18 protein-coding genes are annotated in these 21,176 nt (G+C 75.6%); 3 read left to right on the forward strand and 15 right to left on the reverse strand.

The window, feature by feature from the left end:
- Positions 1–30: 30 nt before the first annotated feature.
- From EF879_RS12130 to EF879_RS12170, 9 genes are all read right to left on the reverse strand, one after another.
- Entirely contained in the window at positions 31–504 is a 474-nt protein-coding gene (locus EF879_RS12130; RefSeq protein WP_123557868.1) for a TspO/MBR family protein, read from the reverse strand.
- Positions 505–627: 123 nt separating this feature from the next.
- Positions 628–1,833, reverse strand: coding sequence for a type III PLP-dependent enzyme (locus tag EF879_RS12135; protein ID WP_123557870.1), 1,206 nt, complete (start codon positions 1,831–1,833; stop codon positions 628–630).
- On the reverse strand, positions 1,830–2,984 hold the full coding sequence (locus EF879_RS12140) for an IucA/IucC family siderophore biosynthesis protein (protein ID WP_370375493.1): 1,155 nt from the start codon (positions 2,982–2,984) through the stop codon (positions 1,830–1,832). Before EF879_RS12140 ends, EF879_RS12135 begins: the two co-directional genes overlap by 4 nt.
- 410 nt (positions 2,985–3,394) lie before the next feature.
- Entirely contained in the window at positions 3,395–5,203 is a 1,809-nt protein-coding gene (locus EF879_RS12145; protein WP_233604395.1) for an IucA/IucC family siderophore biosynthesis protein, read from the reverse strand.
- A complete protein-coding gene (locus EF879_RS12150) occupies positions 5,200–6,387 on the reverse strand; it encodes an acetyl-CoA carboxylase biotin carboxylase subunit family protein (RefSeq protein ID WP_123557874.1) in 1,188 nt (395 codons plus the stop codon). The genes EF879_RS12145 and EF879_RS12150 overlap by 4 nt, the downstream gene beginning before the upstream one ends.
- Before the next feature lie 223 nt (positions 6,388–6,610).
- Positions 6,611–7,603 carry an ABC transporter substrate-binding protein gene (locus EF879_RS12155; RefSeq protein ID WP_123557876.1) on the reverse strand — a complete coding sequence of 331 codons (993 nt, stop codon included), beginning with the start codon at positions 7,601–7,603 and terminating at the stop codon, positions 6,611–6,613.
- A 58-nt stretch (positions 7,604–7,661) separates the two neighbouring features.
- Positions 7,662–8,480: an ABC transporter ATP-binding protein gene (locus tag EF879_RS12160; protein WP_123557878.1), complete on the reverse strand. Its 819-nt coding sequence runs from the start codon at positions 8,478–8,480 to the stop codon at positions 7,662–7,664.
- Positions 8,481–8,542: 62 nt separating this feature from the next.
- Complete coding sequence (locus tag EF879_RS12165; protein ID WP_123557880.1) at positions 8,543–9,661, reverse strand: iron chelate uptake ABC transporter family permease subunit; 1,119 nt, start codon at positions 9,659–9,661, stop codon at positions 8,543–8,545.
- Positions 9,658–10,734, reverse strand: a complete 1,077-nt coding sequence (locus tag EF879_RS12170) for an iron ABC transporter permease (RefSeq protein ID WP_123557882.1) — start codon at positions 10,732–10,734, stop codon at positions 9,658–9,660. Before EF879_RS12170 ends, EF879_RS12165 begins: the two co-directional genes overlap by 4 nt.
- Positions 10,735–11,009: 275 nt before the next feature.
- On the opposite strand from EF879_RS12170, the gene EF879_RS12175 reads away from it, so the two are divergent.
- From EF879_RS12175 to EF879_RS12185, 3 genes are read left to right on the forward strand one after another with little or no spacing between them, the layout of a single operon-like run.
- Positions 11,010–11,681, forward strand: a complete 672-nt coding sequence (locus EF879_RS12175; RefSeq protein WP_123557884.1) for a hypothetical protein — start codon at positions 11,010–11,012, stop codon at positions 11,679–11,681.
- On the forward strand, positions 11,678–12,178 hold the full coding sequence (locus EF879_RS12180) for a phage holin family protein (RefSeq protein ID WP_123557886.1): 501 nt from the start codon (positions 11,678–11,680) through the stop codon (positions 12,176–12,178). Before EF879_RS12175 ends, EF879_RS12180 begins: the two co-directional genes overlap by 4 nt.
- Positions 12,175–12,882, forward strand: coding sequence for a DUF3618 domain-containing protein (locus EF879_RS12185; RefSeq protein ID WP_123557889.1), 708 nt, complete (start codon positions 12,175–12,177; stop codon positions 12,880–12,882). Before EF879_RS12180 ends, EF879_RS12185 begins: the two co-directional genes overlap by 4 nt.
- Positions 12,883–12,984: 102 nt before the next feature.
- Here EF879_RS12185 and EF879_RS12190 read toward each other — a convergent pair whose 3' ends face one another.
- The 6 genes from EF879_RS12190 to EF879_RS12215 all read right to left on the reverse strand — a co-directional run bounded on the left by EF879_RS12190 (position 12,985) and on the right by EF879_RS12215 (position 21,009).
- Positions 12,985–13,737 (reverse strand): cellulose binding domain-containing protein, encoded by a 753-nt coding sequence (locus EF879_RS12190; protein WP_123557891.1) that lies wholly within the window; start codon positions 13,735–13,737, stop codon positions 12,985–12,987.
- A 67-nt stretch (positions 13,738–13,804) separates the two neighbouring features.
- Positions 13,805–14,188 (reverse strand): DUF742 domain-containing protein, encoded by a 384-nt coding sequence (locus tag EF879_RS12195; RefSeq protein ID WP_233604396.1) that lies wholly within the window; start codon positions 14,186–14,188, stop codon positions 13,805–13,807.
- Between the two features lie 6 nt (positions 14,189–14,194).
- The gene (locus EF879_RS28080) at positions 14,195–14,617 is read right to left on the reverse strand and encodes a roadblock/LC7 domain-containing protein (protein ID WP_233604397.1); all 423 of its coding nucleotides are present in this window, start codon (positions 14,615–14,617) and stop codon (positions 14,195–14,197) included.
- Positions 14,580–17,054: a nitrate- and nitrite sensing domain-containing protein gene (locus EF879_RS28085; RefSeq protein WP_123557895.1), complete on the reverse strand. Its 2,475-nt coding sequence runs from the start codon at positions 17,052–17,054 to the stop codon at positions 14,580–14,582. Before EF879_RS28085 ends, EF879_RS28080 begins: the two co-directional genes overlap by 38 nt.
- Positions 17,051–19,690: a helix-turn-helix transcriptional regulator gene (locus EF879_RS12210; RefSeq protein WP_123558423.1), complete on the reverse strand. Its 2,640-nt coding sequence runs from the start codon at positions 19,688–19,690 to the stop codon at positions 17,051–17,053. Before EF879_RS12210 ends, EF879_RS28085 begins: the two co-directional genes overlap by 4 nt.
- An 11-nt stretch (positions 19,691–19,701) precedes the next feature.
- Positions 19,702–21,009 (reverse strand): Hsp70 family protein, encoded by a 1,308-nt coding sequence (locus EF879_RS12215; RefSeq protein WP_123557897.1) that lies wholly within the window; start codon positions 21,007–21,009, stop codon positions 19,702–19,704.
- Positions 21,010–21,176: the final 167 nt, after the last annotated feature.

Consider the following 21,176-nt stretch of genomic DNA (forward strand, 5'->3'; position numbering starts at 1 on the left):
CCGGGCAGGCTCGCCGGTGACGGGGCGGGGTCAGCGGCCCGGGTTGCGGGCCGCGATCGCGGCGTTCAGCGCGGTGGCGAAACCGGTCCAGGCCAGGTACGGCAGCAGCGCCACCCCGGCCAGCCGGTCGGCCCGCCAGGCCCGGCGGGCGAGGTCGACGTTGGCCGCGTTCAGCGCGACGATCCCGGCCAGGGCCAGCAGCGGGCGCCGGACCCGGAAGAACAGCGCCGACCAGCCGGCGTTCAGGACGAGGTCGACCCCGTACGCGTACCGGAGGCGGCGGCGCCGGTCGGCCTCGGCGCTGGCGTCCAGCGCCCGGGCGCCGGCGAGGGCGACCAGCGCGTAGAGCGGGGTCCACACGACCGGGAACGCCGCCCGGGGCGGCTGCCACCGGGGCTTGTCCAGCGACCGGTACCAGGCGGAGTCGGGGTTGGTGGCGACCGCGCCCGCGGCGGCGGTGACCGCGGTGGCCAGGCCCGTCTTGAGCAGGGTTGAACGGTTCACCCGGGTGCGATACCCCGTCCTGGGCCGACCATCCCTGGCCGGCCGTCCCCGGCCGCGTCCGGCAGGGCCGCCGCCCGATTCGCCGGCCGGTGACGACCAGGCCGAGCCGGCGCGCGTCCGTGGTCACCCGCGTACGCCGCCCACCGGATCGTCGGAGCCGCTAACCGGGTTGTCGTACCGGAACTCGGGTGGGTCGTGCAGCAGGAAGTCGCGGTGGCTGATGTTCCAGGCGTACGCCCCGGCCATGCCGAACGCGATCCGGTCGCCGACCGCGATCCGGCGTGTCGCGGTGCCGGCGAGCGGGCGGTCGGCCGGTACCCGGGCCAGGACGTCCTTCGGGGTGCAGAGCTGCCCGACGATGGTCACCGGCCCCGGGCCGGTCGCCGGCCGGGGGTAGGGCCGGTCCCACCGCGCGCGCGGCAGCACGGTGAACGGCTGGGAGTGCTGCTTCGCCGCCGGGGTACGCAGGTGGTGCGTGCCGCCGGCCACCACCACGAACCACTCGTCACCGGACGCCTTCACGTCCAGCACCTCGGTGACGTACCAGCCACAGTAGACGGTCAGGGCGCGGCCCGGCTCGATGCGCAGCACCCGCCCCGGGTACTCGACGCACAGCTCGCCCAGGGCGGCGCCGTACGCCGGCCAGTCGAACCGGGCGGCCGGGTCGGCGTAGTCGACCGCCATCCCGCCGCCGACGTTCACCTCGGCGGCGTCGAGCGCCTCGACCGCCCACGCCACGACCGCCCGTGCCACCCGGGCCGCCTCCGGCGCGGCCAGGCCGCTGCCCAGGTGGGCGTGCACCCCCCGGATCCGGACTCCGGGCAGGTTGAGGGCGGCACACTCCCGGGCCTGTTCCGGCGACATCCCGAACGGGCTCGGCCGGCCGCCCATCACCAGGCTCGCGGCCCCGAGCACCGGCGCGGAGTCGGCCGGCACGGGCAGGTTGACCCGGAGCAGGACGTCGGCGACCCGCTGCCGGGCGGTGGCGAGCAGGGCGAGCCGGCGCAGCTCGGTCGGGGACTCGACGTGGAACCGGCGTACCCCGGCGGCGAGACCGGCGGCGAGCTCGGCGTCCGTCTTGCCCGGTCCGCCGAACGCGGCCGGGGTGGTGCCCGGCAGAACCTTGGCCAGGTGCCGTAGCTCCCCGCCGCTGGCCACCTCGAAGCCGGAGACGTACGGCGCCAGGGTCCGCAGGATCTCCGGGTCGGGGTTCGCCTTCATCGCGTACAGCAGCTCGACACCGGCCGGCAGCGCGGCCCGGACCGCCGCGGCGTGCCGCGCCAGGTCGGCCAGGTCGTAGTGGTACCTCGGCCGGGGCCCGTCGCTCACCGGCGTCCTCCGATCGGGTTGGGAAACGGCAGGTACTCGGCGTGCCGGTCGGCGGCGCGCCGCCAGCGCAACAGCAGGTTCGCCTTGGCCGGCAACGGCGCCCCGGCGAGCAGGGCGCGCAGCGGCGGCGGGTCGCCGAGCCGGGCCGACGTCTCGGCCACCACCTCGCGCAGCACCGCCCAGAGCGTCGACTCGACCCCCGAACGGGCGTCGGCGAGCGCCCCGGCCAGCTCGACCAGGTGGTTGACGAAGAGGCAGTAGGCGATCCGCTGGAATGCCCGCTCGGGCCCGTACCCGACCTCCGCCGGCAGCCCGGCCAGCCAGTCGGCCCGACGGCGCCGGTCGAGCTTGACCCCTTCCAGGTCGCGCAACAGCATCCGGACGGGCCGCCGGTCGGCGTCGAGCACCACGACCACGTTCTGCAGGTGGGTCTCGTGTACCACCCCGTACCGCCACCAGAGGTCGAGCACCGCCGGCACCAGCAGCCGGACGTAGGCGGTCCACCAGCCGACCGGGTCGGGGACCGCCAGCGGCCCGGCGGCCAGGGCGGCGGCGAGCAACGGCGTCTCGCCGGGGGCGAGGTGTGGGCGGAGTCCGCCGCGCAGGATCACCCCGTACGTCTCGTCCGGCCCCGGCTCACCGACGGTCCGGTACGCCGGCTCCGGCAGCAGCGCCACCCCGGGCGGCAGCGGCAGCGTGCCGAGGAGCCGGGTCAGCGCCACCGCGCCGGTCAGCTCGTACCGGGCGTTCTTCCGCAGGCAGTTGGTGATCCGGACGTGCAGGCTGGTCTTGACGAAGAGGTCGGCGGCGGGGGCGTACAGGGTGCGGACGCTCGCCGTCGGGCGGAGCGGTACGCCGCCGACGCCGAGGTCGCGCAGCCGGGGATCGAGCGGTCCGGTCAGCGTGAACTGCCACGGGTGCACCGGCAGCGCCACGTGCCCGGCGGGCGGGGCGGGTGGTTCGAGCCGGGCGACCAGCTCGTCGACGGGTCCGGCCTCGGCGACCAGTGACCGCGGTACGCCGATCCAGCGCAGCCGCAGGCTGGTCCGCAGCTCCGGGGCGTACGCGTTCCAGTCCGCGACGTCGCCGCTGCGCCACTTCGGCGCCGGGTGCCGGGGGTGCCCGTACACCAGGGACTGCTCCGACGCCACGTACGCGTCGATCGCGGCGTCCCCGGTCGGTGCCGGGTCCGCGGGCGGACGGAGCGCCAGGATCCGCTCCAGCGCGTCCCGGCTGGCGGTGACCTGCCCGACGAACTCCTCGTTGGCGGCCCCGGTACGCATGGTCAGCTCGGTGGCGACCAGCCGGGCCAGGTCGACCGTGTCGACCGGCGTCCAGGTCCCGCCGGAGCGCCGCTGCACCGGCCCGGTGTACCGGTGGGCGCCGACCGTCGAGACCCGGGCCACCGCGCAGCGCAGCAGGACGTCGCTGTGGGCGAGCCGTACCAGCGCGTACCCGTCGGCGAGCTCGACCCGGTGCTCCGGGCCGGCGACCTCCCGGGCGACGCAGCCGAGCAGGGTGTGCGCGCTGGCGAGGTCGGCGGCGGAGGAGACGGCGGCGGTCATCGGCCCGGCCGGAGGTAGTTGGGCCCGGTACGCAGGTAGTACTTGTTGACGTCGGCGCAGCCGGTACGCGACTTCGGCAGCAGCGTCCCGGCGGTGACCATCGCCTTGATCGGCAGGTGGTCGGCGTCCAGGATCCGCGCGGTGAGCATCCGGGCGGCGGCATCGACGTCCCAGCCCGCGACCCCGGGGGATCCGCCGGCCCAGCGGTCCCGGGTGGCGACCAGCCGGGGGCGCAGCGCCGCGCCCGGCGACGGCAGCGGCATTCCCCGTGCCGCGAGGTCGCGTAGTGGCGCCGCCGCGGCGAGGTGCAGGGTGATCGTGGTGAAGACGTCGGCCAGCTCCCCCGGGTCGGTGACCCACATCCGCCCGTCGCGCAGCGTCGGCCCGGGGCGCTGGACCAGCCGGGCCCCGTCGTTGTCCTGGTAGAGCAGCCGGAGCCGCGCGCCGTCCCGGTCGGTCGGGTCGAGCACCAGGTGCAGGTTCTGCTGGTGCGCCTCCAGCGCGATGCCGTGCCGCAGCCAGAGGTAGCCGTGCCAGTCGAGCAGCAGGTCCAGGTAGGACGCCAGCAACGGCCACGGGTCCCGGCCGCCGACGCGCTGGGCGACCGTACCGGCCGTCGGGTCGGTGGCGGCCAGGGCGGCGACCGGCACCACCCGACAGCCGGCCAGCTCGGCCGGGAAGCGGCGGAGCAGGAAGGCCCGAGCGTCGTCGACGTGTCCGTGGACGCTCTCGTCGGCGTGCAGGATCCGGCCGGCGAACGCCGGTTCCGCGGCGGCGATACCGGTCAGCAGGCGGTGCATCGTGGCCCCGTCATCCAGCGTGCCGGGGGCGATCGTCCGGACGTTGCGGGCGCCGAGGGTGGCGGTGGCCAACGGCAGCTTCAGGCGGACCTCCGGGGCATGCGCCAGCGCCACCGTCCGCATCGACAACGTCGGCCGGACGGCGATCTCGGGCACGTCGGCGGCCACCGGCATGCCCCGGCGGGCGGCGGTGACCGGGTGCACCGGCAGCAGTACGCGGTCGGGGGTCGGGGCCGCGGGCCACCAGGACGGCAGCGGCCCGGTCAGCGCGAGCGCGGTACGGGGCACCGGTGACCAGCGCAGCGCGAAGGTCGGGGCGTGCTCCGGGGCGTACCGGAGCAGTTCCGCCTCGGTGAGGCCGTGTCGGCAGCGGCTGGTCGGATAGACCGGATGATCGAGCCGCGCGGCGAGGACGTCGTCGCGCAGCGCTCCCGCCATCCCGTCCGGGTGCGCCGGGCGGCCGGCGACGATCTCGGCGTGGACCCGGGACGCGGTCCGGGCGGCGAGCCGCCGGGCGATCAGGTCGTCCCGGCACTCGGCCCGGAACTCCGCCCACCCGGCCTCGGCCTCCGGGTCGCCGACCGGGGTCAGCAGGTCGAGGAGCCCGTCGAGGGTGCGGACCCGCCGACCCGGGCGGTCGCCCGCCCCGGCACGGTCCTGCCGGTCGGCCGTCCCGGCGCTGTCCGGCTCGGGGTCGACGGGCCGGTCGTCCGATGCGCCGGTCCCGGGTGCGGCATCGCCGGGGCGCCGGTGGTCCGGCTCGGCGCCGTCGGGCTGGGGGCCGGCGGACCGGTCGAGCACCACGACCTCGGGTCGGGAGCTCCGGACGGCGTGCTGGAAGCCGTCCGGCTCGACCGGGATCCGCAGCGTCGCGGTCGGGGTGTGGGTCAGCCACCAGCCCGGCTCGGTCAGGCGTCCGTTGCGGGACAGTCCGAGGTGGTCCTCCCGGAGCAGTGCGTCGAGCACCCGCCGGAAGACGACCCGTTCCGCGTCGTCCACGGTCATCCGCGGATCTCCCAGCGGTGGGCGGCCCGGAGGTCGCGGAGGGCGCGGGCGACGGCCGTGGCATCCGGGCCGATGGCGTGCAGCGCCGCCAGGTAGTCGCGGTTGGTGCCGGTCAGTGGGGCGGTCACCCCGAGCGGTCGGAGCGGTCGGATGCCGAGCCGGGTGCCGTCCGGGGCGACCGCGTCGAGTCGGTCCGGGGCGGCCACCAGCGTGCCGGGGCGGTCGGCGCAGACGTACTCGACCCGGGCGTGCCGGTCCACCGACCCGGGGTCGGGCAGCGCCGGCAGCGGCGCGCCGGCGTGCACCTGGATGACGTACTCGAAGAGCGGGACGTCGAGGAGCTCGGCGAGGACGAGGTCCATCCGGTCGCCGATCAGCCGGTAGTTGACCTCGATGATCCGGGCCCGGCCGTCGGCGACGACGAACTCGGTGTGGCAGGCGCCGAAGCCGACACCGAGCGCGGCGAGCTGGGCCAGCACCTGGTCGCGTACCGGTCGGGGCAGGTCCGGGGCCCAGTCGAGGCTCGCCTCGACGAATGTCGGCGGCGAGCCGAGGCCGGTCCGCCAGCCGCCGACGACGGCCAGTTCGCGACCGTCGCCGAGGGTCTCCAGGGTATGCAGCTCGCCCGGCAGGTACTCCTCGACCAGCAGGGGCAGGCCGGGCCGGCGGTCCCGGATCTCGCCGATCCGGCGGCGCAGCTCGGCCGGGCTCTCCACCAGGTAGACGTCCTCGCTCGCCACGCCCTCCCGTGGCTTGACCACCGCCGGGAACGGCACGCCGGCGGCCCGGTCGGGGTCGTCGTCCGGGCCGAGCGCGACCGCCGCCACCGTGTCCAGGCCGGCGTCGGCGAGGGTACGCCGGGTGAGGCGCTTGTCCTTGCTCCGCAGGGCGGCCCGCCAGTCCTTGCCGGGCAGGCCGAGATACTCCGCGACCAGGGCGGTGGGGGTCTGCAGATGGTCGCTGTTGGAGAGCACCGCCATCGGTGGTTCGCCCGACTGCACCACGTCCAGGACTGCCCGGACGTCCCGGACGTCGGCGCCGACGACCGTGACCCCGGGGCGCTCGGGCCAGGCGGCGGGCTGGTCGGTCAGCACCGTCACCGGTAGCCCGAGCCGGGCGGCGGCCGGCAGGAAGCCGTCGAGTACCGCGTCGGTCGGGTTGAGCGCGGTCAGGTAGAGCCGCACGGACAACCTCCTCCGCCGGCCGGAGCACCGGCCGGTCGTCACCGGTCACCGAGGTCAGATCGATGTGGGCGGGCGAGCACGCCGGGCGTACCCGGGGTCGCACCCGACGACGCCGACCGGCGGTCGTGCGGGGCCGACGGGACACCGCCCGGATCGCCGGGCGCGGCAGGGCGTCGCGGCGCGCGGGGTGGTCGCTCCTGCACCGGGTCGCGACCCGTGGTCGCTACTTCGCCGGGTCGACCTGGAAGGTGCTGGCGAGGTCGTCGAGGACGAAGTGGGCGCCCTGCACCGAGACGGAGGTCATCCAGAGCTCGTCCTTGACCTCGTGCAGGCGGCCGGCCTGGACGGCGGAGAGCCGCTTCCACAGCGGGTTGGCCTCGAACCGCTGCTTGTACTCCTCGCCACCGGAGTACGTGGTGACGAAGATGTGGTCGGCGTCGGCCAGCTCGATCTGCTCCTCGCTGATCTCGGTGGCGAACTCGTCCTTGTCCTGGGAGGGCGGCCGTCGGAGCCCGGCGTCGGCCAGGATGATGCCGATGAACGAGGCGCGCGCCATCAGCCGGGTGGGGCCGTCCACGAACCGGACCACCGAGATGGTCGGGTTGTTGGCCTTCGCGTTGATCTCGTCACCGATCTGCTTGGCCCGGGCCTCGTACCGGGCGAGTTCCTGCGCGGCCCGGGTCTCCTCGCCGAGGGCCTTGCCGAGCAGGGTGATGTTGTCCTTCCAGATCGGGCCGGTGGTCTTGACGAAGACGGTCGGGGCGATCGCGGAGAGCTTGTCGTACAGCGCGTCGTGCCGGATGGTCGCCGAGACGATCAGGTCGGGGCGGAGTGAGGCGATCAGCTCCAGGTTCGGGTTGTCGAGCGGGCCGATGTCCTTGGTGTCCTTGACCGCGTCGCCCAGGTAGTCCGGGAACGTCTTCAGGTTTCGGTAGCTGGCGATGCCGCCCACCAGCGGCCGGCCGAGCAGCACGACCGCCTCCACCAGGCTGTTGTCCAGCGCCACGATCCGCTGTGGCTTGGCCTTGATCTCGGTGCTGCCCTTGTCGTGGACGATGGTGCGCGGCCAGCCGGCCGCTGTCCCGACCTCGCCGCCGCGGGAGTCCCCGGCCGGGTTCGACGTGCCGCAGGCGGAGGCCCCGACGACCAGGGCCAGCCCGGTGAGGCCGGCCGCGAGCCGGAGGGCCAGGCCGCGGCCGCGGGCGAATCGAGACATGTGGGTTCCTCGCTTCTGGGTAAGGTAAGGCTGTCCTACTTCGCAGGTTAGGGTAGCCTTACTTCCCCGCCGAGGGAAACCCGGCCCCACCGCGGCGCGGCCGTCCCTCGGGCACGACGATCGGCGTCCCGGCCACCGGGCAGGTGATGATCCGGCACTCCAGGCCGAACACCTCGCGTACCAGCTCCGGGGTCACCACCTCGGTCGGCGGTCCCGCCGCGATCACGGTGCCGGCCCGCATCGCCACCAGGTGGTCGGCGTACCGGCACGCCTGGTTCAGGTCGTGCAGCACCATCACCACCGTCGTCCCGTTCCGCTCGTTCAGCTCGGCGACCAGTTCCAGGACGTCGACCTGAAAGGCCAGGTCCAGATAGGTCGTCGGCTCGTCGAGCAGCAGGACCGGGGTCTCCTGCGCCAGCGCCAGGGCGATCCAGACCCGCTGCCGCTGACCGCCGGAGAGCTCGTCGAGATTCCGGTCGGCCAGTTCGGCGGTGCCGGTGGCGGCCAGGGCCCGCTCCACGATCTCCTCGTCGGCCCGGGACCACTGCCGCCACCAGCGCTGGTGCGGCGTACGGCCCCGCGCCACCAGGTCGCGCACCGTGATGCCGTCCGGGGCGATCGGAGACTGTGGCAGCAGCGCGAGCCGCCGGGCCAGTTCCCGGTGCGAGAAGCCGGTGATCGGCGCGTCACCGAGGTAGACCGCGCCGGCCGTCGGCGTGAGCAGCCGGGCCAACGCCCGCAACGCCGTCGACTTCCCGCACGCGTTCGGCCCCACCAGGACGCTGACCTTTCCCGCGGGCAGCGCGATGTCGAACCCCTCGGCCACCACCCGGTCGCCGTAGGACAGCCGGAGCCCCTCCCCGAGCAGCGCGGTCATCCCATCCTCCCACCGTACGTCGGGGTCGTCGCGCCGCCCGGCGCACCGACCCCGGTCGACACTCAGCCCGCCCGGCCAACCCGGTTCGCGCGGACCAACAGCCACATCAGGTACGGCGCCCCGACCACCCCGGTCACCACCCCGACCGGCAGTTCGATCGGCGCGAGCAGCAGCCGGGCCGCCAGGTCGGCGAGGAGCAGCAGAGCCGCTCCGACCGCCCCGCTGGTCAGCAGCGGCAGGTTCGCGGTGCCGGTGAGCCGGCGGGCGACCTGCGGCGCGGCCAACGCGACGAACCCGATCGGACCGGCCGCCGCGGTGGCCACCGCCGCCAGGACGACCGAGGCGAGCAGCAACAGCATCCGGGCCCGGTCCACCGGCAGCCCGAGCGCCCGGGCCGTGTCGTCGCCGTACTGGAGCAACTGGTACGGCCGGATCAGCGCCAACACCAGCGGGACGCAGCAGAGCAGGGCCAGCCCCATCCACCAGGCGTGCTCGAATCCGCGCCCGTTCAGGCTGCCGGTCAGCCAGACCATCGCCCGGGACGCCTCGTTGATGTCGGCACGGGCCAGCAGCCAACTGGTCAGCGCGGTGAGCGCCCCCTGCACGCCGATCCCGACCAGCACGAATCGGAAGCCGGTGATCGTACCGTCGCGGAACGCCATCCCGTAGCAGACCGCCGCCGCGACGAGCGCGCCGGCCAGGGCACCGAACGGCACCGTCGGGTACGAGCCCGCCCCCGCCGCGGTCGCCCCGCCGATCAGCATCGCGGCCACGCCGCCGGTGCTCGCCCCCGCCGAGATGCCGATCAGGTCGGGGCTGGCGAGCGGATTGCGGGTCACCGCCTGCATCAACGCCCCGGCGAGCCCGAACGCGACACCGACCAGCAGGGCGGTGAGGGCCCGGGGCAGCCGCAGTTCGCGGACGATCAGCGTGGCGTCCGCCCCACCGGTCCCGGTGAGGGCCCGGACGACGTCGTCGACGGGGATCGCGAACTGGCCGATCGAGACCGAGGCGACCAGCGCGGCGGTGGCGAGGCCGAGGACGGCCGCGAAGACGCCGAGCGCCCGGGGTCGGACCAGCCCGCCGAACGGCGGAAGTTCCCACCCGTACCGGCGAACCCGGCGTGCCGGGGCCGGGGTGGCGAGCCGGTCCGGCGCCGGACGTACCGTGTGGACGCTCATCGGGGCCGCTCCCGGAACCGGCCGCGCTTGACCAGCGTGATGAGGAAGGGCGCCCCGATCATCGCGGTCACCACGCCGGCCTGCACCTCGCCGGGATGGTCGAGCAGCCGGCCGAGGGTGTCGGCGCCGAGCAGCAGGGCCGCGCCGGCCAGGCCGGAGCCGGGGAGCAGCCAGCGCAGGTCCGGACCGGTGAAGGACCGCACCAGGTGCGGGACGACCAGCCCGACGAAGGTCACCGGCCCGGCGGCGGCCACCGCCGCGCCGGTCAGCACGATGACCGCGACGGCACCGAGGAGCCGGGTGGTGCCGACCCGTACCCCGAGGGAACCGGCGAGGTCGTCGCCGAGGGCGAGGGCGTTCAGCCGCGGGGTGAGGACAGCGGTGAGGAGCAGCCCGGCCAGCACGAACGGGCTGAGCTGGCCGGCGAGCGCGCCATCGCGGCCGGCGAGCGAGCCGACCGCCCAGAACCGGTACTGGTCGAGGGTGCGGATGTCGAGGAGCACCAGCGCCTGGGTGAGGCTCATCAGCAGGGCCGTCACCGCGGCGCCGGCGAGGGCGAGGCTGACCGGTGACGCCCCGCCGCTGCGGGCCGAGGCCCGGGCCGCGCCGCCGACCAGGTAGACGAGGACGCCGGCCAGCGTGGCGCCGAGGAAGGCGAACCAGACGTACTGGTAGGGCGAGGTCAGGCCGAGCACCCCGATACCGGCGGCGACCGAGACCGCGGCGCCGGCCGAGACGCCGAGCAGCCCGGGATCGCCGAGCGGATTGCGGGTCAGTTCCTGGGCCAGGGTGCCGGCCACCCCGAGGGCGACCCCGACCAGCAGGCCGAGCAGGGTACGCGGGAAGCGCAGCTCGGCCACGAGCAGCGCGTCTCCGTCGCGGTCGCCGGTCAGCGCCCGCAGCGCCTCGCCCGGCGGTACGTGCTTGGCGCCGATCAGCACGCTGGCCAGGCAGGCGAGGGCGACCGCGGCCAGCAGCGCCAGGACAACCGCGGTACGCCTGGCGGTCGGACGCGGGGTCGAGCCGGCCGGAGCCCGGCCCGGCGGCGCGGTCTGCGAGGTGGTTAGGGGCACCTAAGTAAGATAAGCCCCACCTAACCAGCCCCTTCGGCCGCGGTGACCTGCGCCGACGACCGTGCTCTCTGCCGCCCGCCGTTCGTCGGGATCGTCGGCTTTCCGCCCGCTGGTGCCCGGCTCACCGACTTCCCGGTCGGGGCCGTACCGGTTTCCCGGCGGCGGGACCGGTCGAGGCCTCGCGGTCGGGTGTCGGCGGCATAACCGGTACTGCGTCGGGTAGCCAGCGCCGTCGGTGGTTTCACCGAACGACGCGGAGAGCTGAGGGGCTTGTGATGACGCAGAGTGCAAGCACCGGCGCGACCGGCGACGGGCACGGGTCGAAAACCCAGGTTGCCCGGCAGGGTGCCGCCGAGACCGGCCAGCGGATCTCCCAGGCGGGCAGCGGGTTGGCCCACAGCGCGGCCGACCGGGGTCGGGGCATCGCCAGGGAGGCCGGTCAGCAGGCGCAGAACCTGATGGGCCAGGCCGCGGCCCAACTGAGGGAACAGGCCGGCGCGCAACAACAGCGCGCGGCCGACGGACTGCGGAGCCTGGGCGACCAGTTGCGGGCGATGTCCGACCGCACCGACCAACCGGGCCTCGCCACGGATCTGGTACGCCAGGCGGCCGACCGGGTACAGCAGGCGGCGCAGTGGCTGGACCAGCGGGAACCCGGCATGGTGCTGGAGGAGGTACGCGAGTACGCCCGACGCCGGCCCGGCATCTTCCTGGCCGGGGCGGCGCTGGCCGGCGTCATCGCCGGTCGGCTCACGCGCAGCGGGGGCGGCATGCCGGGCGGTGCGGGAGCCGAGGGTCACCCCGACGGCATGCGGCAGGCGGCGCCCTCCGGCACACCGCCGACCGGTCAACTGTCCGATGCCGCCCAGCGTCGGCTGGGCGAGATGGAACAGGTGCGGCCCAGCGAGCCGGTGGGGGACGGTCGCGTGGGCGAGGTGCGGCGATGAGTGCGTCGGACGGTCGGGGCCCCGGTCGGGAGTGGGAGTCGGCGTCGACCTCGACCCGGGAGCGGGAGTCGATCCGGACGCCGTTTCGGGAGCGCGACCTGTCGCAGGCCTCGATCGGTGAACTGATCACCTCGATCACCCGTGACACCTCGACCCTGGTCCGTCAGGAGATCCAGCTGGCCAAGGCGGAGCTGCGCCAGGAGATGCGGACGGCGGCCAGGGTCGCCGGCATGTTCGGCGGGGCCGCCCTGGGTGGGCTGATGGTGCTGCTGTTCCTGTCGTACGCCGCGTGGTGGGGTCTGGAGAACGTGCTCGACGAGGGTCTGTCCGCTCTGGTCGTCGCGGTGGCCTGGGCGCTGATCGCCGCCCTGCTGGTCTCGGTGGCCCGCCGCCAGGCGAAGAGGCTGCGTCCCCTGCCACAGACGACCGAGTCCGTACGGCGGACACCGGCCGCCGTCCGGGGCCGGGTACATCGGGAATCGGGGGGAGAACGATGAGTACCGAGCCGAGTCGGATCCGGGCTGAGATCGAGCGCACCCAGGACGACCTGGGCGACAACGTGAACGCCCTGACCGAGCGGGTGCACCCGCGCAGCGTCGCGCGGCGGCAGGGCGGCCGGATCCGGGACATCTGGCAGCGGATCCGGGAGCGGGTGATGGGGAGCGCGCAGCAGGCCCGTCACACCGTGATGGGCACCGCCCAGCACGCCCGGGAGGGCGCGATGGGGGGCACACAGCAGGCTCGGGAGGGGCTCCAGCACGCCGGGGGTGGCATACGGCACGCCCGGGAGGCCTCCCAGGCGCGACTCTCCGCGGCCTCCTCCATGGCGGGCGAGCGGATCCACGCGGTGGGCCAGGGCGCCCGCCAGCAGACGGAGGGGCACCCCCTCGCCGCCGGCCTGGTGGCGTTCGGGCTCGGCGTCCTCGTCTCGGCCCTGGTGCCGCCCAGCCCGCCGGAACGCCGGGCGGTGGGGCAGCTACGGAACCGGATGTCCGAGCACGCCGACCAGATCAAACAGCAGGCGTCCGGGGTCGCGCAGCAGACCCGGGAGAACCTGCGCGAACCGGTACAGCAGGCCGCCCAGTCGATCCGGTCGCGGGCGGGCCAGGAGGCGTCCGGGATTCGCGACGAGGCCCGCACCTCCGCCCAGGATCTGCGCGGGCAGGTGCAGGAGCGGGCGAGCGAGCTGCGCCACCGCTGAGGAGGCGGGGGCTACCGCGCCGAGGACCCGCACCGAGGGACCCTGCCGGTCGCGTCACCGACGGGTACGGGTCCCTCCGGTGTCTCGGCGAGCCTCGCCGGATCAGTGGTCCGCGGCTTCCGGCGCGCGCCGGCAGGGCGCCCCGTTGATGGTGCACGCCGTGGGGGCGGCGTCCAGCAGCGCACCGTCGACGCGGAATCGCACCTGCACCGCGCCACCGGCCGGCACCCGGCGGGTCTTCGCGCTCGGCACGAAGGTCCAGGTGGCCCCGTCCCGGCTGGTCTCCGCCCCCTCCACCTGGGCGACCGCCTGGGTCCGCCGGGGCAGCGTGATCACCAGGGTCCAGTCGCTGACCGGACCCCTGCCCGGGTTGCTGATCGTCACCGCGACGGTGTAGTTGAGCAGCGTCACGTTCTCGGTGGCGTAGCTGGCGACCAGGGCGGCCGGCGAGGCCGGCGGCGGTGCCGTCGGCTCTCGGGTGTCGCGTGGCGGGTCCGTGGTCCGCTTCGGCGTGGGCGGCAGCGGCGACGTGGCGGGGGGCGTCGCCGCGGCGCCGGCCGGCTCCGGTCCACCGTCGGGGATGGCCTCGGCGGGCGGGCTCGGTGGGGCCGCCACCCCCAGCGGAGCGAGCTGGTCCGGGGCCCGCAGCAGCGCGACGACGAGGAGGCCGGTGCCGACCAGAACGCCCAGCGCGGTGCCGACGACCACGACGGCGAGGAGGCGCTCGCCGAGTCGGCCCGGCACCACCCGGGCCAGCCGCCGGATCGATCCGCGGACGGCCGCCACCGCGGCCAGTAGCAGGTCGAGCAGGGCGACCGGCAGGGTACGCGGCGGACGTTGTCGAACTTTCTGCACTTACCTTCCCTTCACTGCGCGGGTGACGCCGTCGGACGGGGGCGCCGTCGTCCCCCGGGCACGTGGCTCAGAGCGCCCGCAGACCGGCGAGTACGGCCTCCAGCAACTCGTCGGAGGGCGCGTCCATGATCGGCGGGGCGTGGCTCTCGATCAGCCCCAGCTCCAGCAGGTCGCCGAGGAGCACCCGGACGGTCCCCACCGGCAGGTCCAGTTCGGCCGAGATCTCCGCGACCGAGAGCGGCCGTACACACCGGGCGAGGATCGCGGCCTGCTCGGGGCCGAGGTCCGGCGGCGGTGTCGCCGACCGTCGTGCCAGCACGAGGGAGATCAGGTCGAAGTCGCCCCGGACCGGCTGGGTACGGCCCCGCGTCACCGCGTACGGCCGCACCACCGGCCCGGCGTCCTGGTCGTACCACACGTCCTCCCTGCGGCCGTCCAGACCGGTGTGCACGCCGGATCACCCCCCGGCCGGGCCGTCGTCGGCCGGTACGGGGAAGGTCGGCAGGTGCAGGTTCGCCCGGCAGGCCGCCAGCGCCACCTCGTACGCCATGGCGTCGACCTCGGCGTCGCCGGCGAACCGTACGGCGAGGATCGCCCCGCCCCGGGTCGCGGTGACGAAGAGGAACGCCCCGTGCATCTGCACGATCACCTGACGTACGCCGCCCGGGCCGGAGTACCGGGCGGCGGCCAGGGCCAGCGCCTGCAGCCCGGCGATGATGCTGGAGAGCTGCTCGGCCTCCTCGCGGTCCACCCCATGCGAGACGGCGAGCAGCAGCCCGTCGGGGGAGAGCGCCACGGCGTGCTGGGCGGCCGAGACACGGTTCACGAACTCGTCGAGTATCTCAACCAGGTTGTCCGTCGTGACCACTGCGTGCGTCACCTGTCGTCCTCTCCGTGCTGCTGGGGTGATCGCCGGGCATCGGCAGAGTAACCGGCAGCTCCATCGTCGTCGACCAATCGGGTTCGGCGGGGTGGGCCGGAGCACCGTTCTGGTGCGGGCCGGCGACCCGGTTCGGTGCGGCCGCCGCCAGACCCTGATGGGGCTGGCGTACCCGGACCGGAAGTGCGGTCGGTTCGCCTGCGGGCGCCGGGGCGTCCGGACGGCCGACAGCGGTATCGACCGGGATGGTTGTCGGGCCATTGTCCTCCGGTCTGTCCAGTGCGCCACCCCCAACGTCGGGCGTGTCGGGCGATGCGACCGGATCGGCGCCGACGGGCCGGATCAGTAGGGTCGCCGGCACCAGCACGGTGGCGGTCGTCCCGCCGCGCGGTCCGGCGGCGAGTTCGACCGTGACACCGTGCCGCCGGGCAAGCCGGCCGATCAGGTAGAGGCCGGCCCGGCCGTGCAGCGGAGCGTCGGTGGGTGTGCCCTGGATCAGCGCGTTGATCGTCTGGAGTTCGGCGGGTCCCCGCCCGACGCCGTCGTCGCTGACCAGGATCGCCTGGGCGTCGCCCCGAACCTCCCCGCTGACCCGTACGGTGGTGGTCGGCGGCGACGCGGCCAGCGCCGTCTCGACCACCTCCGCGAGCAGGTGGACCAGGTCGGGCAGGGCGCGTCCGGCGACCTCCCCCGACCAGGTCGGCGCCACCAGTACCCGGGCGTAGTCCGACACCTCGGCCACCGCGCCCCGCACCACGTCCACCAGGGGCACGGGCTTGCGCCAGCGCCGGCCCGGGGTGCCGCCCGAGAAGCTGATCAACTGCTCCACGTTGCGGCGGATCCGGGTGGCGAGGTGGTCGAGTTGGAACAGCTCGGCCAGGGCGGCGGTGTCGGTCTCCCGCCGCTCCAGCGTGTCGAGCAGGCCGATCTGCCGGTGCAGCAGGCTCTGGTTCTCCCGGGTCAGCCGGACGAAGACCTCGCGGGCCCGCTGGTGCGCCGCCAGCCGTGCCGCCACCTGTGCGGCCCGTTCCGTCGCCCGTTCGGTCTGGGCCTGCCGCCGCGCGGTCTGGGCCTCCAGGCGCTCCCGCTGCGCCGCGAGTTCCCGGCGCTGGGTCGACATCTGGCCGGCCTGGGCGGCCAGCTTCGCCGCCCGTTCCGCCTGCACCGCCACCCGCGCCGCCAGCTCGTCCCGGGCCGCCCGCAGCTCCGCGTGCTCGGCCCGCAGCCGGTGCAGGTCGCCGACGAGCCGTCGCGCGGAGCGGAAGGCCAGCGCGACCGTGCCGATCACCGCGACGAGGCCGAGGCCACCGACCAGGCCGAACCGGAGGACGACGCCGGCGGCGCCGGGCGCGGCGTGATCGACACTGCGGGTGACCCCGGTCCGCACCAGGTCGTGGAGTTCGGCGAGCGCCGGCTCGACAGCGGCCCGCCAGTCGTCGGCGCCGATCGGCGGGACGGTGTCCGGTGTGGACGCGGTCCGCCCGGCGACGAGCAGCTGCTCCTCCACGACGCGGAGCCGGGCGAAGACCGGGCCGGCCGCCAGCTGGTCGTAGGCGGCCCGCTCGGACGGGGGCAGCCCGGCCACCGCCTCGGCGCGGGCGAACCGCTGAACGGCGACCAGCTCGGCGAACGCGGCGTGGTCGGCCTCGGTCATCCGCTGGGCGGCGAGTGCCCCGGCGACCAGCGCGTCCTCCCGGGCGAGGAGCTCGATCGCCCGCGCCAGGGCCACGAACGCGTCGCTCTGTTCGGTCAGCTCGGCGTGCCGACTGGTCCACTGTGCCCCGTACACCGCGAAGCCGGCGTCGATGACCTCGGCGTACGCCGTCGCGACGGCGTCCCGGTCAGCCCGGCCCCGGTCGACGTCGGCGCGGAGCGGCGGCAGGGTCTCCGCGCGCCGGACCAGTTCGGCCGCCCGATCCCGGGCCGATCCGGCGGTCAGCAGCCGAAGGCCGTCGTCCTGGACGAATCGGCGCAGCGCCGTGATCGCGGCGTCGGTGCGGGACCGCTGCGCCGCCAGGGCGGCGCGGTGCCGTCCCGGCTCGACGAGCGCGACCAGGCTGAGCCGGCGCTCGGCCTGGAGATCGGCCAGGAGCGTCTCGGTCGGTCGTCCGAGCCGTTCGGTGAGCGTCCGCAGGGCGAGCAGGTCCAGGACGTCCCGGGCGGCCAGGAAGGAGGCGTACCCCCAGAGCAGGGTGAGGACGACGAGGACGGCCGCGGTGAACCGCCGGAGCCGCTCGGGCGTGACCGGCGACGCCGCCCGGTCCGGGTCGTCCGACCTGGTGGAGGGTGGTCCCGGTGGCCGGCCGGCCCCGTCCGGGCCGGTGGCCGAGGACTCGGCTACGCCGTCCGTGCCGGCGCGCGCTCCGTCCGGCTTCCGCGTCAGGCGCCGTCCCACCCGGCCGAGCTGGTCGAGCCGGCGCCGCACCGCCGCCCTCACCGGGCCGCCCGCGCGCGCGTCCAGGACGCCCCGTTCGGCTGACCGGCGGGACGTTCCTCGGTGATGGCCCGTAGCCGGGCCAGCAGCTCGCCGCGGCTTGCGCAGTTGAGCCGCTGCCGCATCCGGGCCACGTGGTGTTCGACCGTCTTCGCCGAGATGAAGAGCCGGTCTCCGATCTGCTTGTACGTCAGGCCACCCAGCACCAACTCGGCGACCTCCCGTTCCCGTTCACTGAGTTGTCCTTCGGTCTGGGCCGCGGCCGGGTCCCCGACCGACGGTGCTCCGGCGGCATTCGCCCGGCCGGCCCCGCCGATGGGCCTGCCCTGCAGCATCCGGGCGCAGTCCAGCAGCGCCGTCATGGCCCGACGGTCGGAGGTGCGGATCGCCGCCTGCCCGGCGAGCCGGGCGGCGTCCCAGCACAGCCCGATGCCGTGCAGGCCGCGGGCCGCCTCCTCCACCCGGTCCGGATCGACCTCGCCGCGCAGCACCTCGACCCAGCGCTGTCCGGCGGCGGCCAGCACCCCGGCGTACGGGCTGTGGTCCGCGGCGGCGGTCAGGGCCGTGACGTGCGCGTCCGCCACCGCCGGGCGGTCGGCCAGGATCGCCGCGTGCAGGGAATTCCAGTGCAGCGGGGTCGTCCACAGCGGAGGGTCGCCGAGCCGGGCCAGCAGGGCGCGGGCCTCGTCGAGGTGGGGCGTCAGCCGGTCCAGCTCGCCCAGCCGGGCGGCGGCGATGGCGAACTCGCCCAGCGGCAGCAGCGTGAACAGGTCCACCGGGTGTCGGACCACGGCCTCGCGGGCCCGGAGCCAGCCCCGTTGCAGTCCGGGCAGGTCGCTGGTGCGCCGGGCTATGCCGAGGTCGAGTGCGGCCGCGAAGACCAGGTCACGGGACTCCAGCGGGGTGCTGCCGGCGGTCACCGCGGCCAGCCGGGACGCGGCCTCGGCGACCCGGCCGCGCACCATCAGCAGCCAGGTCTGGAGCAGCCGGTGCCGGCGGGCGGTGAGTGCCGCCCCCAGGTGGGCGGCGACCGCGCGGTCGAGGACGCGTTCGCCGATGTCCAGCTCGCCACAGTGCAGCGCGACCAGCGCGGCGAGCGCCGCCGGGCTCTCCGGGAGCAGGACCGCGCGTCCGGCCGGCTCCAGCAGCGTCGCGGCCTGCACCAGGGTGGAGAGTGCGGCGGTCGGCGGGCCGGACAGCGTCTCCCGCAGCCCGCGGGCCATCAGCAGCGCGGCGCTGGCCAGCAGCGTGGGCGGGCCGTCGGCCGGCGGGTCGGCGAGCAACTGGTCGAGCTGCGCCACCTCGCCGGTCCCGACCGCGCCGAGGGCGGCGAAGGCCAGCGACGACGGCGTACCCGCCCAGCGGTAGAGCTCGACGGCCCGGTCGGGATGGCCCCGGTGCACCAGGGCGGTCGCGGCGATCGCCGCCCCCTCGGCCCGGTACGGCGACTCCGCGCTGGCGACGAGACGGTCGGCGAGGCGCAGCGCGGAGTCCAGGTCGGCGGCGAGGGCTGCCGCCGTCGCCCGGCGAGCCGCGGTCGGCCGCCCCGCCGCCTCGGCGGCGGCGAAGAGGCGGGCCGCGAGTGCCGGGTCCTCGGCCAACGCCTCGTCGCCGGCGGCCTCGGCGACCTCACCCGGGCAACTACCGCCGAGACCGCTGTCGATCATCGACCGGACCAGCGGCAGGACCCGGCCGCCGCGCTGTAGCTGCAGCTCGGCAAGGCGCCGCCAGACCGCGGCGCGCTGGCTGGCCGGGCTGAGCGTGGTGATGGCGCGCCGGACGAGCGGGGCGAGCCGGTCGTCCGGGCCGAGCAGTCCGCTGGCCCGGGCCGCCGCCAGTGGCCGGTCCACCTCCTCGGGGCCGCGGGACAGCAGCACGCCGAGCAGGTCGGTGGGGACACCGGCCCCGGCCGCCAGGGCGAGCAGCAGCCGGCGGACCTCGAGGTCCAGGCTCTCCAGTTCCGGAACGAACTGGAGCAGCACCGACCGGGGGATCTCCAGCAGCGGCCCGGCGGCGCGGTCCGCCCCTGGCGCCGGGCCGCCGCTGGCCCGGGTGCCGGCCGGCCCGGCCTCGCGCTGGGCACCGTCGGCGGCCACCGGCAACGCCCGGGCCAGCCATTCGACGAACCGGGGTACGCCGCCGGTCTGCTCGTGCACCAGCCGGGTGACGGCCGGCGCGACCGGCGTTCCGCGAACGCGGCCGAGGTACGTGGCGGTCCGCTGCTCGGTGAACGGCCCGAGCAGCACCGGCGGTCCGCCCCGGTGCAGGAGGTCGGCCAGGTCCGCGAGGCCGGCCGGCCGGGGCCAGGGGCGGAACGCGACGACGAGTCGGGCCCGACCCGCCTCGGCGAGCCGGCACAGCTCGCCGAGCGAGGCGGTGTCGAGCAGGTGCGCGTCGTCGACCAGCACCGCACAGCCCGGGTCGGCGGGGTCGGCGGCGTCCCGCCAGTGGTCGAGTACGGCGATCCCGGCCTGCTGGAAGCTGTGGCGCAGCCGGCCGAGCACGGCGGTCTTGCCGTGGCCCCCGGCGGCCTGGACTGCCGTGCTGAGCGGGGCTCGGGGGTCGGCGTCGACCCGGGCCAGGAACGCCTCGGTCTGTTCGTCGAGGACGAGTGGGGAAACGGTGTCGGTCCGGAGCATCGGCGGCACGCTCACCCGCGACCGGCGGCTCGGCGGGACAGGACACGCATCGGCAGCTCCAGCGGGGTGATCCGGATTGGTGGACGGGGTGGCAAAAGGTCCCGGGCGTCGTCGTACCGGCCGACGCCGTCGGAATCGGGTGCGGACCGGGCGCGCCCCCGCCGGGCCGCCGGGTCGGGACGACCGAACCCGGGCCGGGGTGGGCGCATCACCGGCGGGCGGGGTGGCGGCCGGTTGCCCCGCTGTCGGTCGAGGATCTGGCTGCCGGCGACCGCGGCGCCGAGCGCGACCGTGAGCTGCGGGTCGGCCCCGGTCTCGATCGGCACCGGAAACCGGGCGGCGAGCAGGTCCCGGAGCAGTGGGATCCGGGCCGAGCCGCCGGCCAGCAGGACGCCGTCGAGGTCCTCCGGACGCAGGCCGCGGGCGCGGACCGTCCGGGCCAGTTCGTCGACGGTCCAGGCGACGGCGGGGCGGATCAGCCCCTCGAACTCGGCCCGGGTGACGCTGCGGCGCAGCTCGCGGTGGGGCAGCCGGACGCGGATCTCGACGCTGCGGGCGCCGCTCAGCTCCACCTTGGCCCGGCGGCACTCGCGGCGTAGCTCGGCCAGGGCCGACCGTACCGCCGGGTCGGCGAGTGCGGAGAGGTCCCGGGCCCACCCGGTCCGGAGGTGTTCGACCAGGAGGTCGTCGAAGTCGGCTCCGCCGAGCGGCTCGGGTTCGGGGTGGACGCCGCGTAGCGTGTAGCCGAGTGGTTGCGCGCGGTCGACCACCGCCGGCTCGAACGTGTCGCCGCCAAGGGTGTGTACGGCGAGGGTCCGGCCGCCGCGACCCGCGGCGGCGTGTGCCGCGGCGACGGCGACCGGGCCGGGGAGGAGGCTGACCTCGGTGAGCCCCACCTCCCACAGCGCCTCCTGGAGCAGATGCCGGCGGTACGACCCCCAGCCCGCCGGGTGGCTCAGCACGATCCAGTCCGGACGTTCGCCCTCCCGGGCGACGACGCGCTCGACCACCCACATCGCCAGCGTCGCGGTGAGCGCCTGGGCCGGGCACAGCTCGCCGCCCACCAGCAGCGGCACGTCGTCACCGACCCGGCGGAAGAAGCCGCGGGCGACCCAGCCGGGATCGACGCGTTCGTCCTGGTCGTCCGGATCGGCCACGGTGAGGGCGCGGTTCGGCGACATCAGCAGCACGGACGGCACCGGGTGGGCGGTGGGGGAGAGCGGAACGGCCTCGGGGTGCTCCCAGGTCGAGCCCCGGGGGCGGATGACAGCGGCGGCGGTGCTGGTGCTGCCGATGTCGACACCGAGGACGTAGGGCATCCGATCAGTCCTTCACCACGTGTGGTCACCACGAGGCAGCGCATTGTCTGCGCAGGTCGTGCCGGGTGCGGGCGCGCGGGGTGGGCATTGCCCGGTGGGCTGTTAGGGGAGTCATCTTTTCGTACCAGAGATCTATCCGCCATCGGGACCCTAACTACTGCGGAGCA

The sequence above is a fragment of the Micromonospora sp. HM5-17 genome (assembly GCF_003762835.1).
GTDB lineage: Bacteria > Actinomycetota > Actinomycetes > Mycobacteriales > Micromonosporaceae > Plantactinospora.